Below are 18154 nucleotides of genomic sequence, written 5' to 3' on the forward strand. Positions count from 1 at the left end.
CCTAATTCAAACTTAGATAATTACATAGCGGTGATTAATTATGAAAATATTTCCAAAACTACTAATGTTAACTATCTTATTTTTACTATTTTTACATTTAAATTTTGGTGAAAGAACTATTGCACAGATGAGTGTAACATACAAGCTTACTGGAGAAATAACCAACACTAATCCATACTCAATATTTGTTGCTGTTCCTTCAGATATAACATTTGAAGAGAAAACATTATTAAAACCAGAAGATTTTTTAGATGTTACTATTGAAAAGACAGAATCTTCTGGAATTGTTTTTTATGATACAGTATTTAATGGAAAAGAAGGTTTTTGGATTCCACCCTATACAACAGTAAAAATCCAGATATATCAACCACTTCCAATAATTTATAATATAAAAATCGACGAGTCTCAGGAAAATTATGATGTTATTGGACCTGTTGTAGTTAATAAAGTAAATGTTATCGATTTAAATAAACTTTTCCCTGATGCAAAATATAAGGGGATAAAAATTGGAAAATTCAGACTTTATGTTAGAGGATATATTGTAAAAGGAAATGACACAGAATCACTAAGTATTATTGTGCCTATTCCATGGATTATAGACAATTATGACGAGTTTCACAATCTTGGAGATGATAAAGTTAATATTTGGATTTCATCATACAATAAATGGTATAAAAATCAAATGAAGAGAAAGAATATTTATATAGACAATAACGATCCGCTAATTCCAAAAATGGATGATGGTTTATTGTCAGGTGGTGATACAAACTTTAACTTTAGAGTATTAGATGTCCCTGCCATGGCTTTCACAACTTCGTCAAATCAACCAATAAAGTTTTATTATACAATCTATAAGTATAATTAATTTTATAAACATTTGGGGATTTCTATGCTTAAATTTAGAAAAAGAGGTCAGATATCCTTAGAGTTTTCTTTATTATTTTTGGCTGTTTTACTTGCCATTATTATTGCCGTTGGTTATCCAGGAATGTTTGGATTTAAAAAAACAGTTACTATATCCTCTATGAGCTTAGCCCATGCGGCAGTATCTAAGATGAAACAAAACATTGAATTAGTAGCTGCAGCAGGTGAAGGAACTACGAAAATTGTTTATATAAAATGTCCTCCAGGCCATTGGGAAGCCAATAAGAATATTCTATATTTCTACCGTGATGGAGACATTAAATTCAACATTACGGCAAACTGTAATACCAATATAAATCTAAATGGAAACAAAACAGTTTCCAAAGCTAAGATAATTATAGTTGAAATTCAGAAAATTAATGAATCCCATGTAAATGTTACTATAATATCATAAATAGTTAAAATAAAAAAGAAATAATAAAAATAAGATTTTTTAAATCTTTGGAAGCCTTCTATCCTCCAACTCTTTTTGTTTTGCTCTATTCCAGTTTGAAATATTTTGTAAATATCCAGTTATTCTACTAAACTTAGCTACATCCTCAGAACCACAATTTATACATTTATCTATTAATCCTCCAGCACTTGCTCCACAGTTATTACAAACACTTAGATTTTTTGTATAGGTCCAGAAACCTATATCTGTTTTTGTTATCTTTCTTGTTATATCTATTAACACATCTGGGTCTGCAGCACTCTCAATATTCCAAACATGCATTATATGTCCTCCATTACATAAAGGATGGAACTTCTCCTCTATTTTAACTTTTTCTCCTAACGTTATTGGAGCATCTACCCTAACATGGGATGAGTTTGTATAGTATAATGTTTCTATATCGCTTAAATCTCCTCTAACCACACTCTGAGTTTCTTCTTTATAGTATTTGTAATCTAACCTTGCAAATCTTCCAGCGGTATTATGTAAGCAGATGAATCCATCTCCACCAATAAAGTTTTCTGTTCCTTCAACTGAAATATCATAAACATACTTTGGAATTTCATCCAATACTCTTATTGATTTTATTTTTTCAAATAGCAAGTCATTATTTAGTAACTGCTCTATCTTATTTAACAACTTACCATATTTTTCTTTAATCTCATTAATTCCTCCCAATATATTCAAAACTTTCTTAGCTCTATATCTACTCATATATCCTTTCTTTACATCTTCCCATATATGCAAACTTTTAACATCACTGCCAAATCTTTCTTTCCACTCTCTTTGTGAATATTGATTAATTATTTCTTTAAACTTATCAGCAACTTTTGGAATTACTTCTTTTCTTCCATTGTTTTCAATTTTAATGTTTGATAACTTTTCAATATTCTCTTTTCCAGTAATTTTTATGACATAACAATCTCTCCATTTCTCATTTATTTTTGATTTTTTGTCTATACTTAGTTTATAATCAATTCCAAGCATTTTTAAAGCTAAACATAAGGTATCTCTTAATTTTTCTGAAGTGGTGTATAGTCTTATACTATAATCTCCTTTTGATTCATTTATGTATATATTTCCATCTCCGTCTATAAAGCCTTTAATTAATCCCTTTAAGAATGACTTATTTGCCAATAATATTGATGGAATTTCTTTATTTGAGCTTAATTTATCTAACTCTAAGCTCTTAAATACCATAGAGACAGTTTTATTCAACCCAATTACATATAAATCCTTATATCTTCTATTATCACTTTTAACTGTTATGTAATATGCATCTTTTCCAAATACTTCTTCAACAATCTCTGCTAAGTTTTCAATGAACTCTTTATTGGTGTTTGATATTTCAACACACTTATCATTCCAGTGTCCTTCTGATAAAAATGCTCCAATTAGATAACCAAACTTCTCATCAAGATTTATTTTATTTTTAATGTAGTTTGCATGTCCATAGCTTATCTCTTCAATTTGCTCTTTATCAACCAAGCTCTCGATTATATCTAATCTGAAAGCGTTTTTCTTCTTTAATACCGGTTTTAAATCTTTCCATTTAGTTTTATATTTTTCATATCTTTCCTTTAAGGTCTCTTCATTTTCTTCAATGAATTTGATGTGGTCTTTTATTTTTACATAGTATTTATCTTTTTCATAGACAATTTCATTTAAATAAATCTCATCTTTGCCTATAGTTGGAATAACTTTTGGAGTTATTATAAAGTCCCCAACTTTTAAATCAGATGCCTTTACTTCAACAACATCCAAATTGTTATTTAGGGTGAATACACTATGGTCTCCCGTAACTCTAACTTTTTTACCACTCTCCAATTCTATCTCATAGATTTCCTTACCTTTATGTCTAATGGCATGAGTAATTGGCTTTAAGACAATATTTCCATCCTTATCAAATGATGGTGCGTAGATATTTTCATCTTTTATATATACCTCAATATTATTATCCCCATAAGTTATAGCTCTATCTTTATATTTGTTTAAATATTCCTCAACGAACTCACCAATTTTGACTAATTTGTAGTTTCCATTTTCAAATATCAATATTTTCTCATCATAAGGTAATGAGCTTTCAGCTGGAGTTTGAGTTACTGTCCATCTCATTCCTGTTTCTTCTTTCAATTTATCAGCATAATCCCTAATATATCCAATAACTTTCTCACCAAACTTAACAGCATCTTTTGACTCATGCAATTCTTCTCCTAAATGATATTTAAGCATCTCATTCAATCCAACAAATCCAAATGTCTTTGTTGTGTTCTCATATCTATAATATGGTTCTCCATCAAATTCCTGAGTTAAGAAAGGCATTAAGTTGTCAGTATATAACCTTTCTTTGGTAACTTCATGTTTTATCAATAAAGCTTCTTTTAATAGTTCCAATTTTTCATTTAAAATTTCAAATAATTTAGTATCATCCCCATTTGCTTCATAAGCTATTCTTGGTAAATTTAAAGAATACCACTGCATATTTCCAGTTCTTAATGTGTCAATTTCAGCATCTCCAGTCCAATTTCCACTTAATCTTGTTCTACAACCCATAGCATTTGTATTAGTTACTTGCCAATCTGGGAGCATATTTATAAAGTAAGGAATTCCAAATTTAGCAGATAATTGATGGATTTTATACATAAGCTCTCTATTCTCATCCTTAAAGGCATTTTCTCTTAACTTAATTATAAAGTTTGGGAATAAGAAAGGTTTTCCCATTGCATCTCCTTCCATCATTACATCAACTAACGCCTCTAATATTAACTTTGCCTCTTCTTCATAATCTCCATAAGTTCCTCTTGTAGTTCCTGCTATCACTGCCGGCTTATCTTTTAGAAACTCTGGAATTTCCAATTCAAGGTTTATACTGCTAAATATAGTCTGGCCTCCACGAGCCACGTACATTTGATTTAATTCATAAATAAACATTTGCATTAACTGCTTTATTTTTTCATAACTAAGCCCTCTAACATAGGGAGCGAGCCAAATATTAAATTCATCAATACTCTGCCCCCCACTCATGTTAGTTTGAGCAGCCATCATAACCTTAGCTGCATGTTGAATAGCAACCTCTGGATGTTTAGCAGGTTTTGAAACGCTTGTATGCAATCCAGTTCCATCTACTCTTAAACCATATTTAAAGAAGGGTCTTAAATCATGTTGCAAACAAACAGGTCTTGTTGCAGCATATTCCAAATCATGTAAGTGAATATCCCCTTTTATGTGAGCATCAGCTATGTGTTTTGGAAAGATAGCTAATAAAGCATATTGCTTCATTGTTTCATCAGCAACCCATTTATGGATTGATTCTGGATTATACATTAAATTGGCATTCTCTCTTGAACCACTCTTTATTAATTTGGTTATGTCATAGACAGGCATTCCTAACCTTGTGTGCTTATGCCTTAAATCTTCAAATCCATACTCTATTAATTTGTAATTGACTATTTCTCTAATCATTGGGGCAGTTAAGTATTTAACTTTTAATTTTTTTAACTCCCTCTCAACTTCATCAGCTATCTTTTTAGCTGTTTCTTTATCTGCTCCTGTTTCTCTAATCAATGCTTTAACTATTTTTTCTTTATCAAACGGCTCAAACTCTTTTTCTGATGTTCTAACTTTTAATATAGTTCCATTTCTATAATTTTCAGCTACATTTTTGTCTATTTTCTTTAGAACATTATAAACAATATCTTTTAACTCATCGGTTGTTATTCCATTATAAACTTTAGTGCAAACTTCAGATATTATCTGGTCTAAATCACCATAATTTACCCCACTGTTTATTAGGGATTTAGCTAATTTATTTATATTGAATCTCTCCTTTTTTTTGTCTCTTTTTATTACATAAAATTCCATAACTCTCTCAGTAAAATCTTTAACACTTATCATTTAATCACCCAAAAAATAGAATGAATAGTATTTATTTACAAATTTTAATTAATTGTTTTTATACCCTATCTCTGAAATTTGTAAGTAGTTTTTCAGTAATAACATATAAAGATAACGGAATGAATTTCCGCTTAAATAGTTTAAATAGGTGCGATAATCTGTTAAAATAGTATATAAATGGTGGAAATTTCTTTATTAAACTAAACAGCAATTTATATCAATTTATTATGTTGGGGTATTGATAACAATCAATTTAGTTAATTTATCCTTTTATCTCCTTAACTGCTCTCCAATAATCTCATCCACTCTCTTTAAAAATTCTTTCACTTTATCTTTTGGAACTACTGCTCCAGAGGCTACATCATGTCCTCCTCCACTACCACCAAATTTTTTTGCAATAGACATAGCAACACTTAAATTTAAGCCCTTATTTACAAGCTCTCTATTCCCCCTCGCAGAGAATTTTGCTATATCCCCTTCAATATGATAACCAACAACTGGTTTATCATCAACCAATATAGAGGCAATAACTCCAATCATCCCTTTTTTACCTTCAAAATAACAAATGTTATCTAATTTTTTTAGTTTAACATTTTTAAGCTCATTAATTAGATTCTTTTTATATTCCCATAAAATTTCATTACCTATTTTTATACACTCATTATCTTCTAAGCATATACCAATACCTACAGCAAATAACCCATTTCTACCAACAGCATTTAACATCTCTGATAATAAAAAAGCGTCTCTAATTTTATGCTCAATTAAATACCTATCAATCATCAAGTTTTCAATTTTAGGATATTTGAAGACTATTGCCGATAAAAGCTTTTTTCTATCAGAATCATCTAATTCTTTTTTATTTGGGTCTATACCAATGTCTTTTAAAAACTTAAATGCTTTTACTTCAGAAGCTAACTCTGGGATATATGGTTTAGTGCAATATGCAATTGCCTTATGCATCTCTACGTTGTATATGTTGTAAATTATATCACTCATTATCTTAACGTATCTATACTCTCTCGCCTCATTCACTATAAACTTGTTTAATCCTAAAAGAGGGTTGTATTGCATATCTCCAATAATTCCAGCTATTGCTAAGACGCTTAAATCATAATAGCCAAATTCTCTCGCCACTAAATAACAAACTCCACTTGCTGTTATTTCCCTCGCTCCATCTACTCCAAAAATGTGTGGGTTTAGTTGAATAATATTTTCATTGACAAAACTCTCTTCTATAATTGGTGGATGATGGTCTAAGATTATTGCATTAAAGTTGTGTTTTATTATATCCTCTATCTGCCCACTACCCATATCTGCAAATATAAAAAGTGGTTTATTTACTTCATTTTCCTTAGTTAATTTTTCAATAACCTCCTTAGATAGATGTTCAACAACAGTTAAATGAAATAATTTGTTTGTCCTCATCAGCATCTTAGCCAATATTCCTCCACTACTCAATCCATCCGTATCGTGATGAGTTATAACTCTAATATATCCGTAGTGGTTCAATATCTTCTCTTTAATGGCTTTAGTTACTTTTTCTATTTCTTTAACTTTTTCAATCATGTTTTCCCTCTATTTCTTTAACTTATATATTATAAATGCGTTGTAAATAATATAGAGAAATGCACTATTTTTATTAAGATAGAACAATATATTTAAGAATTTCTAAAAAATTGTTTAACGGTGGTATTTTTGGAAAAACTAAAGAAATTGAAAAATAATCTTAAAGAAAAATTTGAAAATAAAAAAGTTATTATTGCTTATTCTGGTGGGATAGACAGTTTGCTTTTATCCATACTACTATCAGAGATTACTGAAACTTTATGTGTTTTTATAAAAACCCCTTACATTTCAGCATGGTCTTTAAATAATGCAATTCTCAATGCAAAAAAATATAACCTAAATTTAAAAGTTATTAAAGTTGATAAGATTATTGAAAATGTTCCAGAGAGATGTTATTTGTGCAAAAAAATGTTTTTTGAAATCTTAACTAAAGAGAAAGAAAAATATAATTACGATGTTGTTGTTGATGGAACCCATTATGATGATTTATTTGAAGATAGGCCTGGATTAAAAGCTAAAGAAGAATTTAATATAGTTTCTCCATTTGCAGATTTTAAGATTGGTAAAAAAGATATCTTAGAGATAGCTAAAGAGCTAAATATAAATATTCCTCCAAAAGAAACGTGTTTATTAACAAGATTTGAGTTCAATAGAGAAATTTCAATAGAATATTTAAAGAAGATAGAAAGATTAGAAGAATTTTTAAGAAATTATGTAAAAGGGGCTATAAGGGTTAGAGATTATAAAAATTTGGCTGTTATTGAGATTGAAGATGATTTAAATAATATAATTAACAAAAAAGAAGAAATTATCAAAAAATTTAAAGATTATGGATTTAAAAAGGTTTGTATAAATTTAGAAGAGTATAAAGGTTATTGATGAATCTTGTATCTCAATATAGCAGCTATTCCCTTAAATGCATTTAAAATCATAGCTCCTTCTTCTGTTTCTGAAGAGACAGTTATAAGTTTAGCCCCGCTCTGCTCACATAACTCTGAAAGATATTCAATATAATCTTTTTCTTCAACAATACTTAAAGCTCCTCCACATTTTGGACATTGTGCATTTTTAAGCTCCTCTTCCAATTTAATAAGTTCAAGTTTTGTAACTGTTTTTTCTTCTAAGTAATCACAGTTATTACATGCTATCTTTACCTTATATTTCTCTAATTCTTCAGAAACAATTAAAGTATCAACAGCTCCCATCATTAAAGCTTCTAAAACCTCTTTTTCACCATAGCATGCCAATCCTCCATCCTCTTTAATTAATTCCTTTAAAAATCTCTGAACAGCTTCTCTCTCTTTCATCAACTCAACATCTTTCAATAATGGGGCTGCTTTCTCTAAAAGCTCCCTTATACCAAACTCTTCTGTATAGCATAAATCAAATGTATCCAATACAATCTTTTTAAGTTCATGATGTAAGTAATCTCCTTCAACAAACTCGTTTTTAGTATGGCCAGGTCCTCCAACTAAAATTCCCCTAAGTTTTTTCTCTTGTAATAATGGAAGGAATTGCTCATTTGCTTTCTGCCCTACTCTCTGCAAGAACTCATGAGCGGCTAAATCTATAAGCCTTTCTAATCTTCTTGCTGACTGTCCTCCTGCTTTAAACTTTCCAGGTACTCCACTTGTTAGTTTTTTTAAGATATTTATGTTTCTACCTTTAACTAACGCTATTGTTGCCTCGTTTCTATCAACCAATATAACTCCATACGCATCTTTATCTTCTAAAAACTCTTCTAATGGTTCTAAGTAAAATTCTGAATCACACCTATAGATGTATGTTTTTATTGGTTCTGGTGGTTCTATAACATAAGTTTCCATTTTTTCTGTTCCTGGCCCATTTCTTGGAACCATTCCAGCAAATATAACAACTCCTTTCTCTAAAGGTTCTTTCAATAGCTTTAATCTCTGCAAAATTGCTTCTATTGCTGATTGAACATTTTTTCTTGTACTTTTACTTTTAATGTTTGATGCCTGTGACATCTCTTCCCTTAAATGCTGAGCTACATCAGATATTCTTCTACCTGCTGGAATATAAAGGCTAATAAGTTCAGTCCCCTTACCTTTTTTTGTTTTTAGTTCTTTTAACATCTTTTTAAATAAATATAATTGTTTTGAATCATTTGATGCCATAACTATCACCATAAATCTTTATTTTTAAATTTTGTTTTATATCCAATTTTTAAAATCGTAAAATCAGATATTGTGTTTTTATTGCTTATTTCATTAATGATTTATAAAAATGAGACATTAAGTGTGAGCGTAAAATATTATAAAATAAAGATTTATATATAATTTTGCTAAGCTGATTTATCCTTTTTAATGAAATTTTTAACAACATCCAATACATTTTCTGAGATAACGTATTTTGCATTATCTTTTAACACATTATTAGCCACTTCTAAAGCCTTATACAATTGAGCTTCATCTTTAAAGTATTGTCTTGCCGCTTCTGCCACTATTTGTATTGCCTTTGCTTGCCCCTCTGCCTCAATTCTCAAACTCTCAGCAATACCTTGAGCTCTCAATATCCTACTCTGCTTCTCTCCCTCTGCCTCCAATATAGCGGCTCTTTTTAATCTCTCTGCTTTCATCTGCTGAGCCATTGCATTTTTAATATCTTCTGGCGGGTCTATTTCTTTAACTTCAACCTTTTCAATCCTAACTCCCCAAGCATCTGTTTCTCTGTCCAAAATTTCTAATAACTTTGAGTTTATATACTCTCTTTTATTTAAAACCTCATCCAATTCCATACTACCAATTATAGCCCTTAATGTTGTTTGTGCTAAGTTTATTATGGCATATTCATAATTCTCTACTTCTAAAATAGCCTTTTCAACGTCTATAACTCTATAATAAACAACTGCATCTACTTTTACAACTGCATTATCCTTTGTAATCATTTCTTGTGGTGGAATGTCAGTAACTCTCGTCCTCATATCAACCTTAACAGGCACATCTAAGAATGGAATAATTATATTTATTCCTGGCTTTAATCTCCCAATAACCCTACCCAATCTAAAAATTAACCCTCCTTCATATTGATTGACAATAACTATTGCTTTAACAATTATAAACAATGCTATAATTCCCAATAATAGCCAAAACCAAAACATATTATTCACCTTCAAACTTTTTGACTATTAGTGAGACCCCTTCAACCCCAACAATTTCAACTTTATCTCCATTCTTTATTTTATCTTCAGATTTTGCTAACCATATTTGATTTTCTATCTCAACCCTCCCATAGCCATTTTCTTCAAAATCCCCTATTGCTATCCCAATCTTTCCAACAAACCTTTCAGCCCCCACTTTTATTTCTTTTCCTACGCCATAGACAAATTTGTGTAGGATAATTATAGTTAAAATTCCAGCAATTATTGAAGAAATAAATGCATATTGTGGAATTATTAACAAAAATATCCCATATATTAATAGAGCCACCCCCCACGCAGGAAAATACAGCCCTGGAATCACAGCTTCTAATGCCATTACCAAAAACCCTGCCAATATAAAGATATAACCAATATCCATTTACATCCCACATTACCCTCTCTCAGTTTCTTAATTAATTATAATTTATTGTAATATTTAAAATTTTTTGTTCTTTGTCAGTTATGTTTATATATGGTTTATATTAAAATTATGAAAGATTTTTAAACTCATCAAATCATTGAACTTTTGCTAAATTAAAAGAGGTGGAAGATATGGTAGAAAAAGGAAAAATGGTAAAGATTAGCTATGACGGATACGTTGATGGAAAACTCTTTGATACAACTAATGAAGAATTGGCTAAAAAAGAAGGCATTTATAATCCTGCAATAGTTTATGGTCCTGTTGCTATTTTTGCCGGGGAAGGGCAAGTATTGCCAGGATTAGATGAAGTTATATTAGAGATGGATGTTGGAGAAGAGAGGGAAGTTGTTTTACCTCCAGAAAAAGCATTTGGTAAGAGAGATCCATCAAAAATAAAATTAGTTCCATTATCAGAATTTAAAAAGAGAGGAATTAAGCCAATAAAAGGATTACCTATAACCATAGATGGAATGCCAGGAAAAATTGTTAGTATAAACAGTGGAAGAGTTTTAGTTGATTTTAACCATGAATTAGCTGGAAAAGAAGTAAAATATAGAATAAAAATAGAGGAAATTATTGAAGATAAAAAGGATATAGTAAAAGAAATTGTAAAGATGTATGTTCCAAGATTGGGTGATGTAAAAGTAACTATTAGAAATGGAACAGTTAAAATAGAATTGCCAGAATTTGCTCCATTCATCCCAAACATCCAAACAGCTAAGATGGCTATTGCCAATGAAATATTGAAGAGATTAGAAGATGCTGAAAAAGTTAACTTTGTTGAAACATTTGAAAGAAAAAAAGAGAATAAAGAAGAAAAAACTGAAGAAAAGAATGAATAAATTTATATATTCTAATTAATTTAAAATCATTACGTAGCTTTTTTATAATTAATCTCTTAATATCTATTTTTAAAAACCCAAATTTTTAGTAGTGGATAGTTATGAGAGATAGATTTGGTAGAGAAATTAGGTCTTTTAGAATTTCTGTAACCAATAAATGCAATTTACAGTGCTTTTATTGCCATAAAGAGGGACATAATTCAGATAATAACAGATACATGACAGCTGAAGAAATTGGAATTATAGCTAAGACATCAACAAAATTTGGTGTTAGAAAGATAAAAATTTCTGGTGGTGAGCCGTTATTAAGGAAAGATATTTGTGAAATCATTGAAAATATTAGAGATGAAAAAATAAAAGATATTTCTTTAACAACTAATGGAATCCTTTTAGAACATTTAGCTGATAAACTTAAAGATGCTGGATTAAATAGAGTTAATGTGAGCTTAGATACTTTAAATCCTGAATTATATAAAAAAATTACAAAATTTGAAGATGTTGAGAGAGTAATAAATGGGATAAAGAAAGCAATAGATGTTGGATTAACTCCATTAAAGGTCAATTTTTTAGCTATGAGTTTGAATATTAAAGATTTACAAAATATTATGGAATTCTGCAGAGATGTTGGGGCTATTTTACAAATTATTGAGTTTATTCCCTTAAAAGAGACACTTAAAAAATATTATTATGACATCTCCTCAATAGAAAATGAAATTAAAGAAAAAGCTGATAAAGTTATTACAAGAAAATTCATGCAGAATAGGAAAAAATACATTGTCGATGGATTAGAAATTGAGTTTGTAAGACCTATGGACAATAGTGAGTTTTGCATGCACTGCACAAGGATAAGATTAACTTATGACGGCTACTTAAAGCCATGTTTGTTGAGGGATGACAACTTAGTTGATATATTAACTCCATTAAGAAAAGGTGAAAACTTAGAGTCGTATTTTGTTGAATGTATAAATAGAAGAGAACCATATTTTAAATTGTAGAGTTTTTTAATTTTAGAATGTAATTAAATACTTTCTCTATCTCTTTTGCAGCTTTTGAGTTTAAATCAGCTGGTCTTCCTACAAATTCACTTTTTATAACCTCTTCATCGTAAGGAATAAATCCAACAACATCTAACCCAAGTTCTTTTTGAATGACATCCTTTAATAATTCTTTATTTTCGTCTCTCACTTTATTAACAATAACTCCCAAATTTTTTATTCCCAAATCGTTAGCTAATTTTTTCATTCTTTTTGCAGTTATTAAAGATTTTTTTGTTGGCTCTACAACAATAAGCATTAAATCAACATCTTCTATTGTTTTCCTCCCAAAGTGTTCAATCCCTGCTTCCATGTCCAATATAACAACTTCATCTCTCTTTAAAATTAAATGTCTTAATAATCTTCTCAATAAAACAGAAGCAGGGCAAACACAGCCTTCTCCTCCTTCCTCTATAGTCCCCATAACTAAGATAGTTATATTCCCTATTTTATAACCAACTTTGTCTATTAAATCATCAACTTTAGGATTTATTCTAAAAATACTTCCATAAGTTCCGGGTTTAGCTCCTGTTCTTTCTTCTATTATATCATGTCTTTTTGATAATGGAACTATCTCTTCCTCAATCCCAAAAGCCAATGCTAATGTAGGATTTGGGTCACAATCAACTCCAATGACTTTAAAGCCATTTCTCTCAAATAATCTCATTAATGTTGAGGCTATGAATGTTTTTCCTACTCCTCCTTTTCCAGTTATTGCTATTTTCATTTTATCGCCATTAAATTATTGCTAAGATATCTAATAGAGGGGCGTAACCTTACATAGATATCCAATATCCATTTATTTTATAACAACTTCTTTATCGCGTTCCACACTAAATAACTCTGCGGTTTTAGAATTCCTTCAATAGGGTTTAAGAATAAAATGTTTCTTTTAATTAAATAAATATAAACTGGCTCTGATATGTCATCATCACTAATCTCATAATTATCTTTAAATAATTTTAACGCTTCAATGATATCCTCTTTTTTAATCTCTATAACTTCTTCCCCAATAACAACTTTTGGTTTTATATAATTTAACTCTTTCAAAAAATATTTTAATTTTTGTTGTTCATCCATTAGTAAAGTTTCTAAAATCTCTTTTAAATCCTTATTTTTTAATTTATCAATAACATAGATTATATCTGCCGGCTTCCCACCAACATAGCTATAAATTAACTCTTTATTATCATCAGAGAGTTTTTTATTTAAAATATTTTCTGATAGAAAATCAATAAATCTTAAGGCAGTTTCTTTATCAAAGTCATCCACTAAAATGTAATCTACTCTACCTTTTAACATTGCCTCATTATAAACTCTCTCAATAAATAAACTATCTGAACTTAGGCAGATGATATGACATAAATGCCTTTCTTTTGTTAAATCTACAAAGAAATTAAAAAGTTCATATATTAAAAATCCGTTAATCTTCATATCTCCTATCTTTTGTAGTTCATCTATAATTAATATTGGTTGTTTTCCATCCTTTTTAATATTTTCAAACACTTCAATTATGTATTTGAAAATATTTTTACTTCTTTTTTTGTTTAATAATTCATTTAAAGTGTTTTTAGGGATTGGAATGCCATACAAAGAAGGCATATCTTTTATTAAACTTTTTATTATATCCAATGGGCTTTTGTCATTTTCATACTCTTCAAATAAAACTTCTATAAAATCATCATATTTTGATAAAAACATTGCCCTAAGATTTATATAAAACACAACATGCTTATCTTTATCTAATCTGTTGTTTATTATCTCATTTATTAAGGCAGTTTTTCCTGAATTTATAGAGCCAAAAATAAAATTAATTCTTTGTGGCTCAGATTCTATGATTGAGAGAATTTCTTTAATCTCTTTTTCTCTATTAAAAAATTTCATAAATATTCACCAATATTTCAATCTTAATTTTTTGTCTTTTTTAACATTTATAGTTTTTTGCAAAATATCTTGGGATGAATAAGGAAAATGTGAAGCTCTTGAAGAGCTTCAAATATATGCCTTATATAATTTAATAAGTTTTGCAAAAAACTATATTTCTTGCGAGATTTTTATAAATTTCTGTTGAATATTTGAATATATCAAAATTCATTTTTAGCTATTTAAAAAAGTTGCAAAAGTTTGTAACTTTTTTTATTTTAAAATTAAGAAATATATTATCTCAAATTTAGAATATCTAAAGTATAATAAAAATTCACATCGTAAAACTATTGTTATAACCGTTTCATATCGTAAGATTTATATAGTAGTTTGTCGAAGGTATATACCGTCAATCAAAATAACAATATAAAACTTAGGTGATAAAGTATGGCAATGAGCTTAAAGAAAATTGGTGCTATTGCAGTTGGAGGGGCAATGGTTGCTACAGCTTTAGCAAGCGGAGTCGCTGCTGAAGTAACAGTTATTGGAGATGTTTCAAAAGACTTATTCGTTAAAGATGGACAGCCAAATTGTTACGTTGTTGTAGGTGCTGATGCTCCATCAACAATGGATGTTGTTTCAGCTGCTGATATCGCTGCTAAAATAGGAAGCTTATGCTACAAAGAAGGAACAGTCGAAGATGGAAGTGCTGACATAAAAATTCACGCAGTTGCAAATTCTGATGATTGGGATATATTAAAGAATGAAATTCCAAACGGTAATTATACAGTATTTGTTGCAGCTTCTGACAGCGATTATTCAGATTCATTTGATAATGCAGGAGCAGACAATTATGGTTTAGATGCTAATGCTTTAGATTTAAATACCAATAACGTTAGTAAGACTGTTTCTTTAGGAGATGTAGCAACAATGTTAAAAGTTGAAGATATTGACCCATCAGACTGGTATAATTCAGATGGAGATGCAGGAGAAATTGTTGCTGTTGCTGTTAAAAACGATTCAGATAGCTTAACTATTGACAAAAAAGCAGCAATTTATATGACATTAGCTTATACAGATGGTGGAGAAACATTTGCTGACCATGTTGCATTGAAACCAGGTATGAGAATTCCATTCTTAGGACAAGAACAAGCAGTAGTTAAAATTGATGCTGATGATGATGTAATATATCTTGGAACCTCAGTATACGATGGAGTTTTAAAAGAAGGCGAAACTTATGATGTAGGAAATGGATACGAAGTTAAAGTAAAATCAGTATTAAAGTCAACAAACCAAGGAGAATACAAAGTAACTATCGATATATTAAAAGATGGTAAAGTTGTTGCTGAGAAATCAGATACAGTAACAAGCACACAATCAATGAAAGTAATTTATGGTGACAAAGTAGGAGTTGTTGTACACGGTGCATGGATGGACGTTGGAGAGAACTACGGATATGCAGAATTGTTAATCTGCAAAGATGTTAAAGAATTAGAATTAGGTAAAAAATACGTTGGAGATTGGAAAGTGTATGCAATTACAAATGACACCAATGATAAAATAGAATTAAAATCAAGTATAGATAGTGATACTCCAGTTTTCGGTATTGCATTAAGATATGACGGAGATAAGTTAGATGATTTAGACAGTGGTGATGAATTAGATATATTAGATTACGTTACATTTAAATTTGATGACAAAGACAAGACAGATAAACTATACGTCTACTTCTCAATGGATAAATCTGTTGATGCTACATTAGACATTGGACAGAAAGTTAGTGCATTAAACGCAGATGTCACATTAAAAGGAATCAAAGCTGACGCTGTTACACCAGTTGCATTAACAGCACCAATCGCTAAGTTAGATACAGAAGTTAGCTTAGACACAGCTGACAAGAACTTAGTCTTAGTTGGAGGACCAGTTGCAAACAAATTAACAAAAGCATTAGTTGATGCAGGTAAATTAACATTAGACAACGACAGTCCAGCAACAATCGCTGTCTTACCAGGAGAAGCAAACGGACACGATGTTGTAGTTGTAGCTGGTGGAGACAGAGAGAAAACAAGAGAAGCTGCTTTAGAGTTAATCAAAATGATTTAAATTTTTTAAATCTTTTTTTTCTTTTTATTTTTTTAGATAACTTAATTTATAGATTTAAATTAATTTGGTGATAGAATGAGATTTTTTGATAGAGAGAAAGAACTTAACTATTTAAAAACCTACTGCCAATTAGAGCCTAATTCTATTTTATTTGTTTATGGTCCTAAGTCATCTGGTAAAACAACAGTAATGCTTAGAGTTATTGAGGAATTATCAAAGGAGAATGATATTATCTTTTTCTATTATGATTTGAGGGAGTATGCTACACCAACAAAAGAAGAGTTTTTAGAAATATTTTTTGAGAAAGGAGATAAAAAGTATTTGCTAAATAAATTTGAAATTAACTTAAAGATATTTAAGTTTGGGATTGAAGAAAAGTTTGATTTTAACAGTATAAAATTAAATGATGTATTTGGCAAGATGAAAGAGAGTATTAAAGCAGTTATAAAAGATGGGAAGAAGCCAGTTTTAATAATTGATGAATTACAGAAATTGAAGCATATTTATTTTAACGGAGAAGGCAAAGGAGATAAATCACTATTAAATGAGTTATTTAATCTCTTTGTTCATTTGACTAAAGTAAGACATCTATGCCATGTTATTTGTCTAACTTCTGATACCTTATTTATTGAAGAGATATATCAAAACTCTACCTTAGAAAATACCTCTGAATATTATCTAATTGATTGGTTAAGAAAAGGAACTATAAGAAATATTTTAAAAGAAGAGGGATTTAGTGAGGAGGAGGTAAATTATTGTTCGAAGTATTTATCATTACCTTATGAAATCTCTCAGTTGATAAATAATAAAAAATTAGGTTTATCTGTTGAAGAGACTATAAAGCAGTGGATTAATATCGAGAAGGATAAGATAAAATATTTAATTGATACAACCGATTTAGATGAAGAGGAAATTTATAAAGTTCTATCCAAGTTTAAGGATAAGATAAAAATCTCTTATGATAAAGAAGTTAAAAAAGAAGAAATGAAGTATATAAAATTTTTAATTGAGAATGAAATTTTGTTTTATGATGTGATAAATGGAATAATTAAGCCAACGTCTATAAAGAAGTGGTATGCTATAAGAGAGGTTCTAAAATAAATTAATGGTTAAAATGAAGTTTTTAATTTTTATAATATTTTAATTTAAAAAAAGATTCCTATAAGGGATAGAATGAAAACTAACTGAGAAAAACATTACATTATTTGCTCTAACTTGTTTTGTAATTATATCTACTACTTGGCTATTTTTAAATCCAATTCAACCAAAAGAAAAATACATAGCTGAGATTAAAGAAGGGGATTATGTTGTTATAAAAGGATACATCCAAGAGATGTATGTTAAAAGGGACAAATATAGGCATGTTATTAATATTTCAAGAATAGTTATAAATGATGGCACTGGAAATTTGGATATTGTTGCCTTTGGTAAGACAAGGGAAGAGCTTTTAAATTACATATTAAGCTATTATCCAATGATTAAAGAAGGAGATTATGTTGAAGTTAAAGGAAAAATCTCAGTATATAATGGAAAGTATGAAATAATTTTAAATGATATTGAAGATTTTAAGCTAATAGAAAAGAGAAACTTTGAGAGGGACATTTATCTATCCTCCACACCAACAAATATCTATGCCTCAAAATATGGTAAAAAGTATCATACATCAAAAAACTGCCCTTATGGAAAAAGATTAAAAGAAGAAAATATAATATATTTTTATTCTGAAGATGATGCAAAGGTTCTTGGTTATGAAAAATGCAAATGGTGTGAAGAACATGGTGAATGATTATGGGAAAATAATAAAAAATTCTTTGCGAAACTTTTAGTAAAAGTTTCATCAAAACCCGTCCATTTAACCAATTATCAAAGTTTTTAATTGTTATAAGGCAGTTATAGAAGCCCCTTTGGGGC

At 29.4% G+C, this 18154-nt stretch carries 15 protein-coding genes; 8 read left to right on the forward strand and 7 right to left on the reverse strand.

Annotated features, from left to right (window positions below):
* Nucleotides 1-127 precede the first annotated feature (127 nt).
* Complete coding sequence (locus JH146_RS05450) at nt 128-865, forward strand: hypothetical protein (protein WP_236953653.1); 738 nt, start codon at nt 128-130, stop codon at nt 863-865.
* Between the two features lie 24 nt (nt 866-889).
* On the forward strand, nt 890-1318 hold the full coding sequence (locus JH146_RS05455; protein WP_048202051.1) for a class III signal peptide-containing protein: 429 nt from the start codon (nt 890-892) through the stop codon (nt 1316-1318).
* 39 nt (nt 1319-1357) lie between these two features.
* On the opposite strand, the gene nrdD is transcribed toward JH146_RS05455, so the two are convergent.
* Together nrdD and JH146_RS05465 are read right to left on the reverse strand one after the other, a co-directional pair.
* Nucleotides 1358-5251, reverse strand: a complete 3894-nt coding sequence (gene nrdD / locus JH146_RS08830; protein ID WP_081874476.1) for an anaerobic ribonucleoside-triphosphate reductase — start codon at nt 5249-5251, stop codon at nt 1358-1360.
* A gap of 270 nt (nt 5252-5521) precedes the next feature.
* Nucleotides 5522-6820: a DHH family phosphoesterase gene (locus tag JH146_RS05465; RefSeq protein ID WP_048202052.1), complete on the reverse strand. Its 1299-nt coding sequence runs from the start codon at nt 6818-6820 to the stop codon at nt 5522-5524.
* Nucleotides 6821-6940: 120 nt separating this feature from the next.
* Between JH146_RS05465 and larE the strand changes: the two genes are divergently transcribed.
* The gene (gene larE, locus JH146_RS05470) at nt 6941-7699 is read left to right on the forward strand and encodes an ATP-dependent sacrificial sulfur transferase LarE (protein WP_048202053.1); all 759 of its coding nucleotides are present in this window, start codon (nt 6941-6943) and stop codon (nt 7697-7699) included.
* Here larE and prf1 read toward each other — a convergent pair.
* From prf1 to JH146_RS05485, 3 genes are all read right to left on the reverse strand, one after another.
* Complete coding sequence (gene prf1 / locus JH146_RS05475; protein ID WP_173400826.1) at nt 7693-8958, reverse strand: peptide chain release factor aRF-1; 1266 nt, start codon at nt 8956-8958, stop codon at nt 7693-7695. The genes larE and prf1 overlap by 7 nt on opposite strands.
* A gap of 167 nt (nt 8959-9125) precedes the next feature.
* On the reverse strand, nt 9126-9941 hold the full coding sequence (locus JH146_RS05480) for an SPFH domain-containing protein (RefSeq protein WP_048202055.1): 816 nt from the start codon (nt 9939-9941) through the stop codon (nt 9126-9128).
* Between the two features lies 1 nt (nt 9942).
* On the reverse strand, nt 9943-10359 hold the full coding sequence (locus JH146_RS05485; protein WP_048202056.1) for an NfeD family protein: 417 nt from the start codon (nt 10357-10359) through the stop codon (nt 9943-9945).
* A gap of 173 nt (nt 10360-10532) precedes the next feature.
* Between JH146_RS05485 and JH146_RS05490 the strand changes: the two genes are divergently transcribed.
* Both JH146_RS05490 and moaA read left to right on the forward strand, forming a co-directional pair.
* Entirely contained in the window at nt 10533-11243 is a 711-nt protein-coding gene (locus JH146_RS05490; protein ID WP_048202057.1) for a peptidylprolyl isomerase, read from the forward strand.
* A 101-nt stretch (nt 11244-11344) separates the two neighbouring features.
* Nucleotides 11345-12238, forward strand: a complete 894-nt coding sequence (gene moaA / locus JH146_RS05495) for a GTP 3',8-cyclase MoaA (RefSeq protein WP_048202058.1) — start codon at nt 11345-11347, stop codon at nt 12236-12238.
* On the opposite strand, the gene JH146_RS05500 is transcribed toward moaA, so the two are convergent.
* Both JH146_RS05500 and JH146_RS05505 read right to left on the reverse strand, forming a co-directional pair.
* A complete protein-coding gene (locus JH146_RS05500; RefSeq protein WP_048202059.1) occupies nt 12228-13004 on the reverse strand; it encodes an ATP-binding protein in 777 nt (258 codons plus the stop codon). The genes moaA and JH146_RS05500 overlap by 11 nt on opposite strands.
* 77 nt (nt 13005-13081) lie before the next feature.
* Nucleotides 13082-14161, reverse strand: a complete 1080-nt coding sequence (locus tag JH146_RS05505) for an ATP-binding protein (protein WP_048202060.1) — start codon at nt 14159-14161, stop codon at nt 13082-13084.
* Nucleotides 14162-14587: 426 nt separating this feature from the next.
* Here JH146_RS05505 and JH146_RS05510 point away from each other — a divergent pair, with 426 nt between their 5' ends.
* The 3 genes from JH146_RS05510 to JH146_RS05520 all read left to right on the forward strand — a co-directional run bounded on the left by JH146_RS05510 (nt 14588) and on the right by JH146_RS05520 (nt 18029).
* Nucleotides 14588-16243, forward strand: a complete 1656-nt coding sequence (locus JH146_RS05510; RefSeq protein WP_048202061.1) for an S-layer protein — start codon at nt 14588-14590, stop codon at nt 16241-16243.
* A 75-nt stretch (nt 16244-16318) separates the two neighbouring features.
* Entirely contained in the window at nt 16319-17344 is a 1026-nt protein-coding gene (locus tag JH146_RS05515; protein ID WP_048202062.1) for an ATP-binding protein, read from the forward strand.
* A gap of 124 nt (nt 17345-17468) precedes the next feature.
* Nucleotides 17469-18029, forward strand: coding sequence for an OB-fold nucleic acid binding domain-containing protein (locus JH146_RS05520; protein WP_236953694.1), 561 nt, complete (start codon nt 17469-17471; stop codon nt 18027-18029).
* The last annotated feature ends 125 nt before the right edge of the window (nt 18030-18154 follow it).

It is taken from the genome of Methanocaldococcus bathoardescens, assembly GCF_000739065.1.
Taxonomy (GTDB): domain Archaea; phylum AGJL01; class Methanococci; order Methanococcales; family Methanocaldococcaceae; genus Methanocaldococcus; species Methanocaldococcus bathoardescens.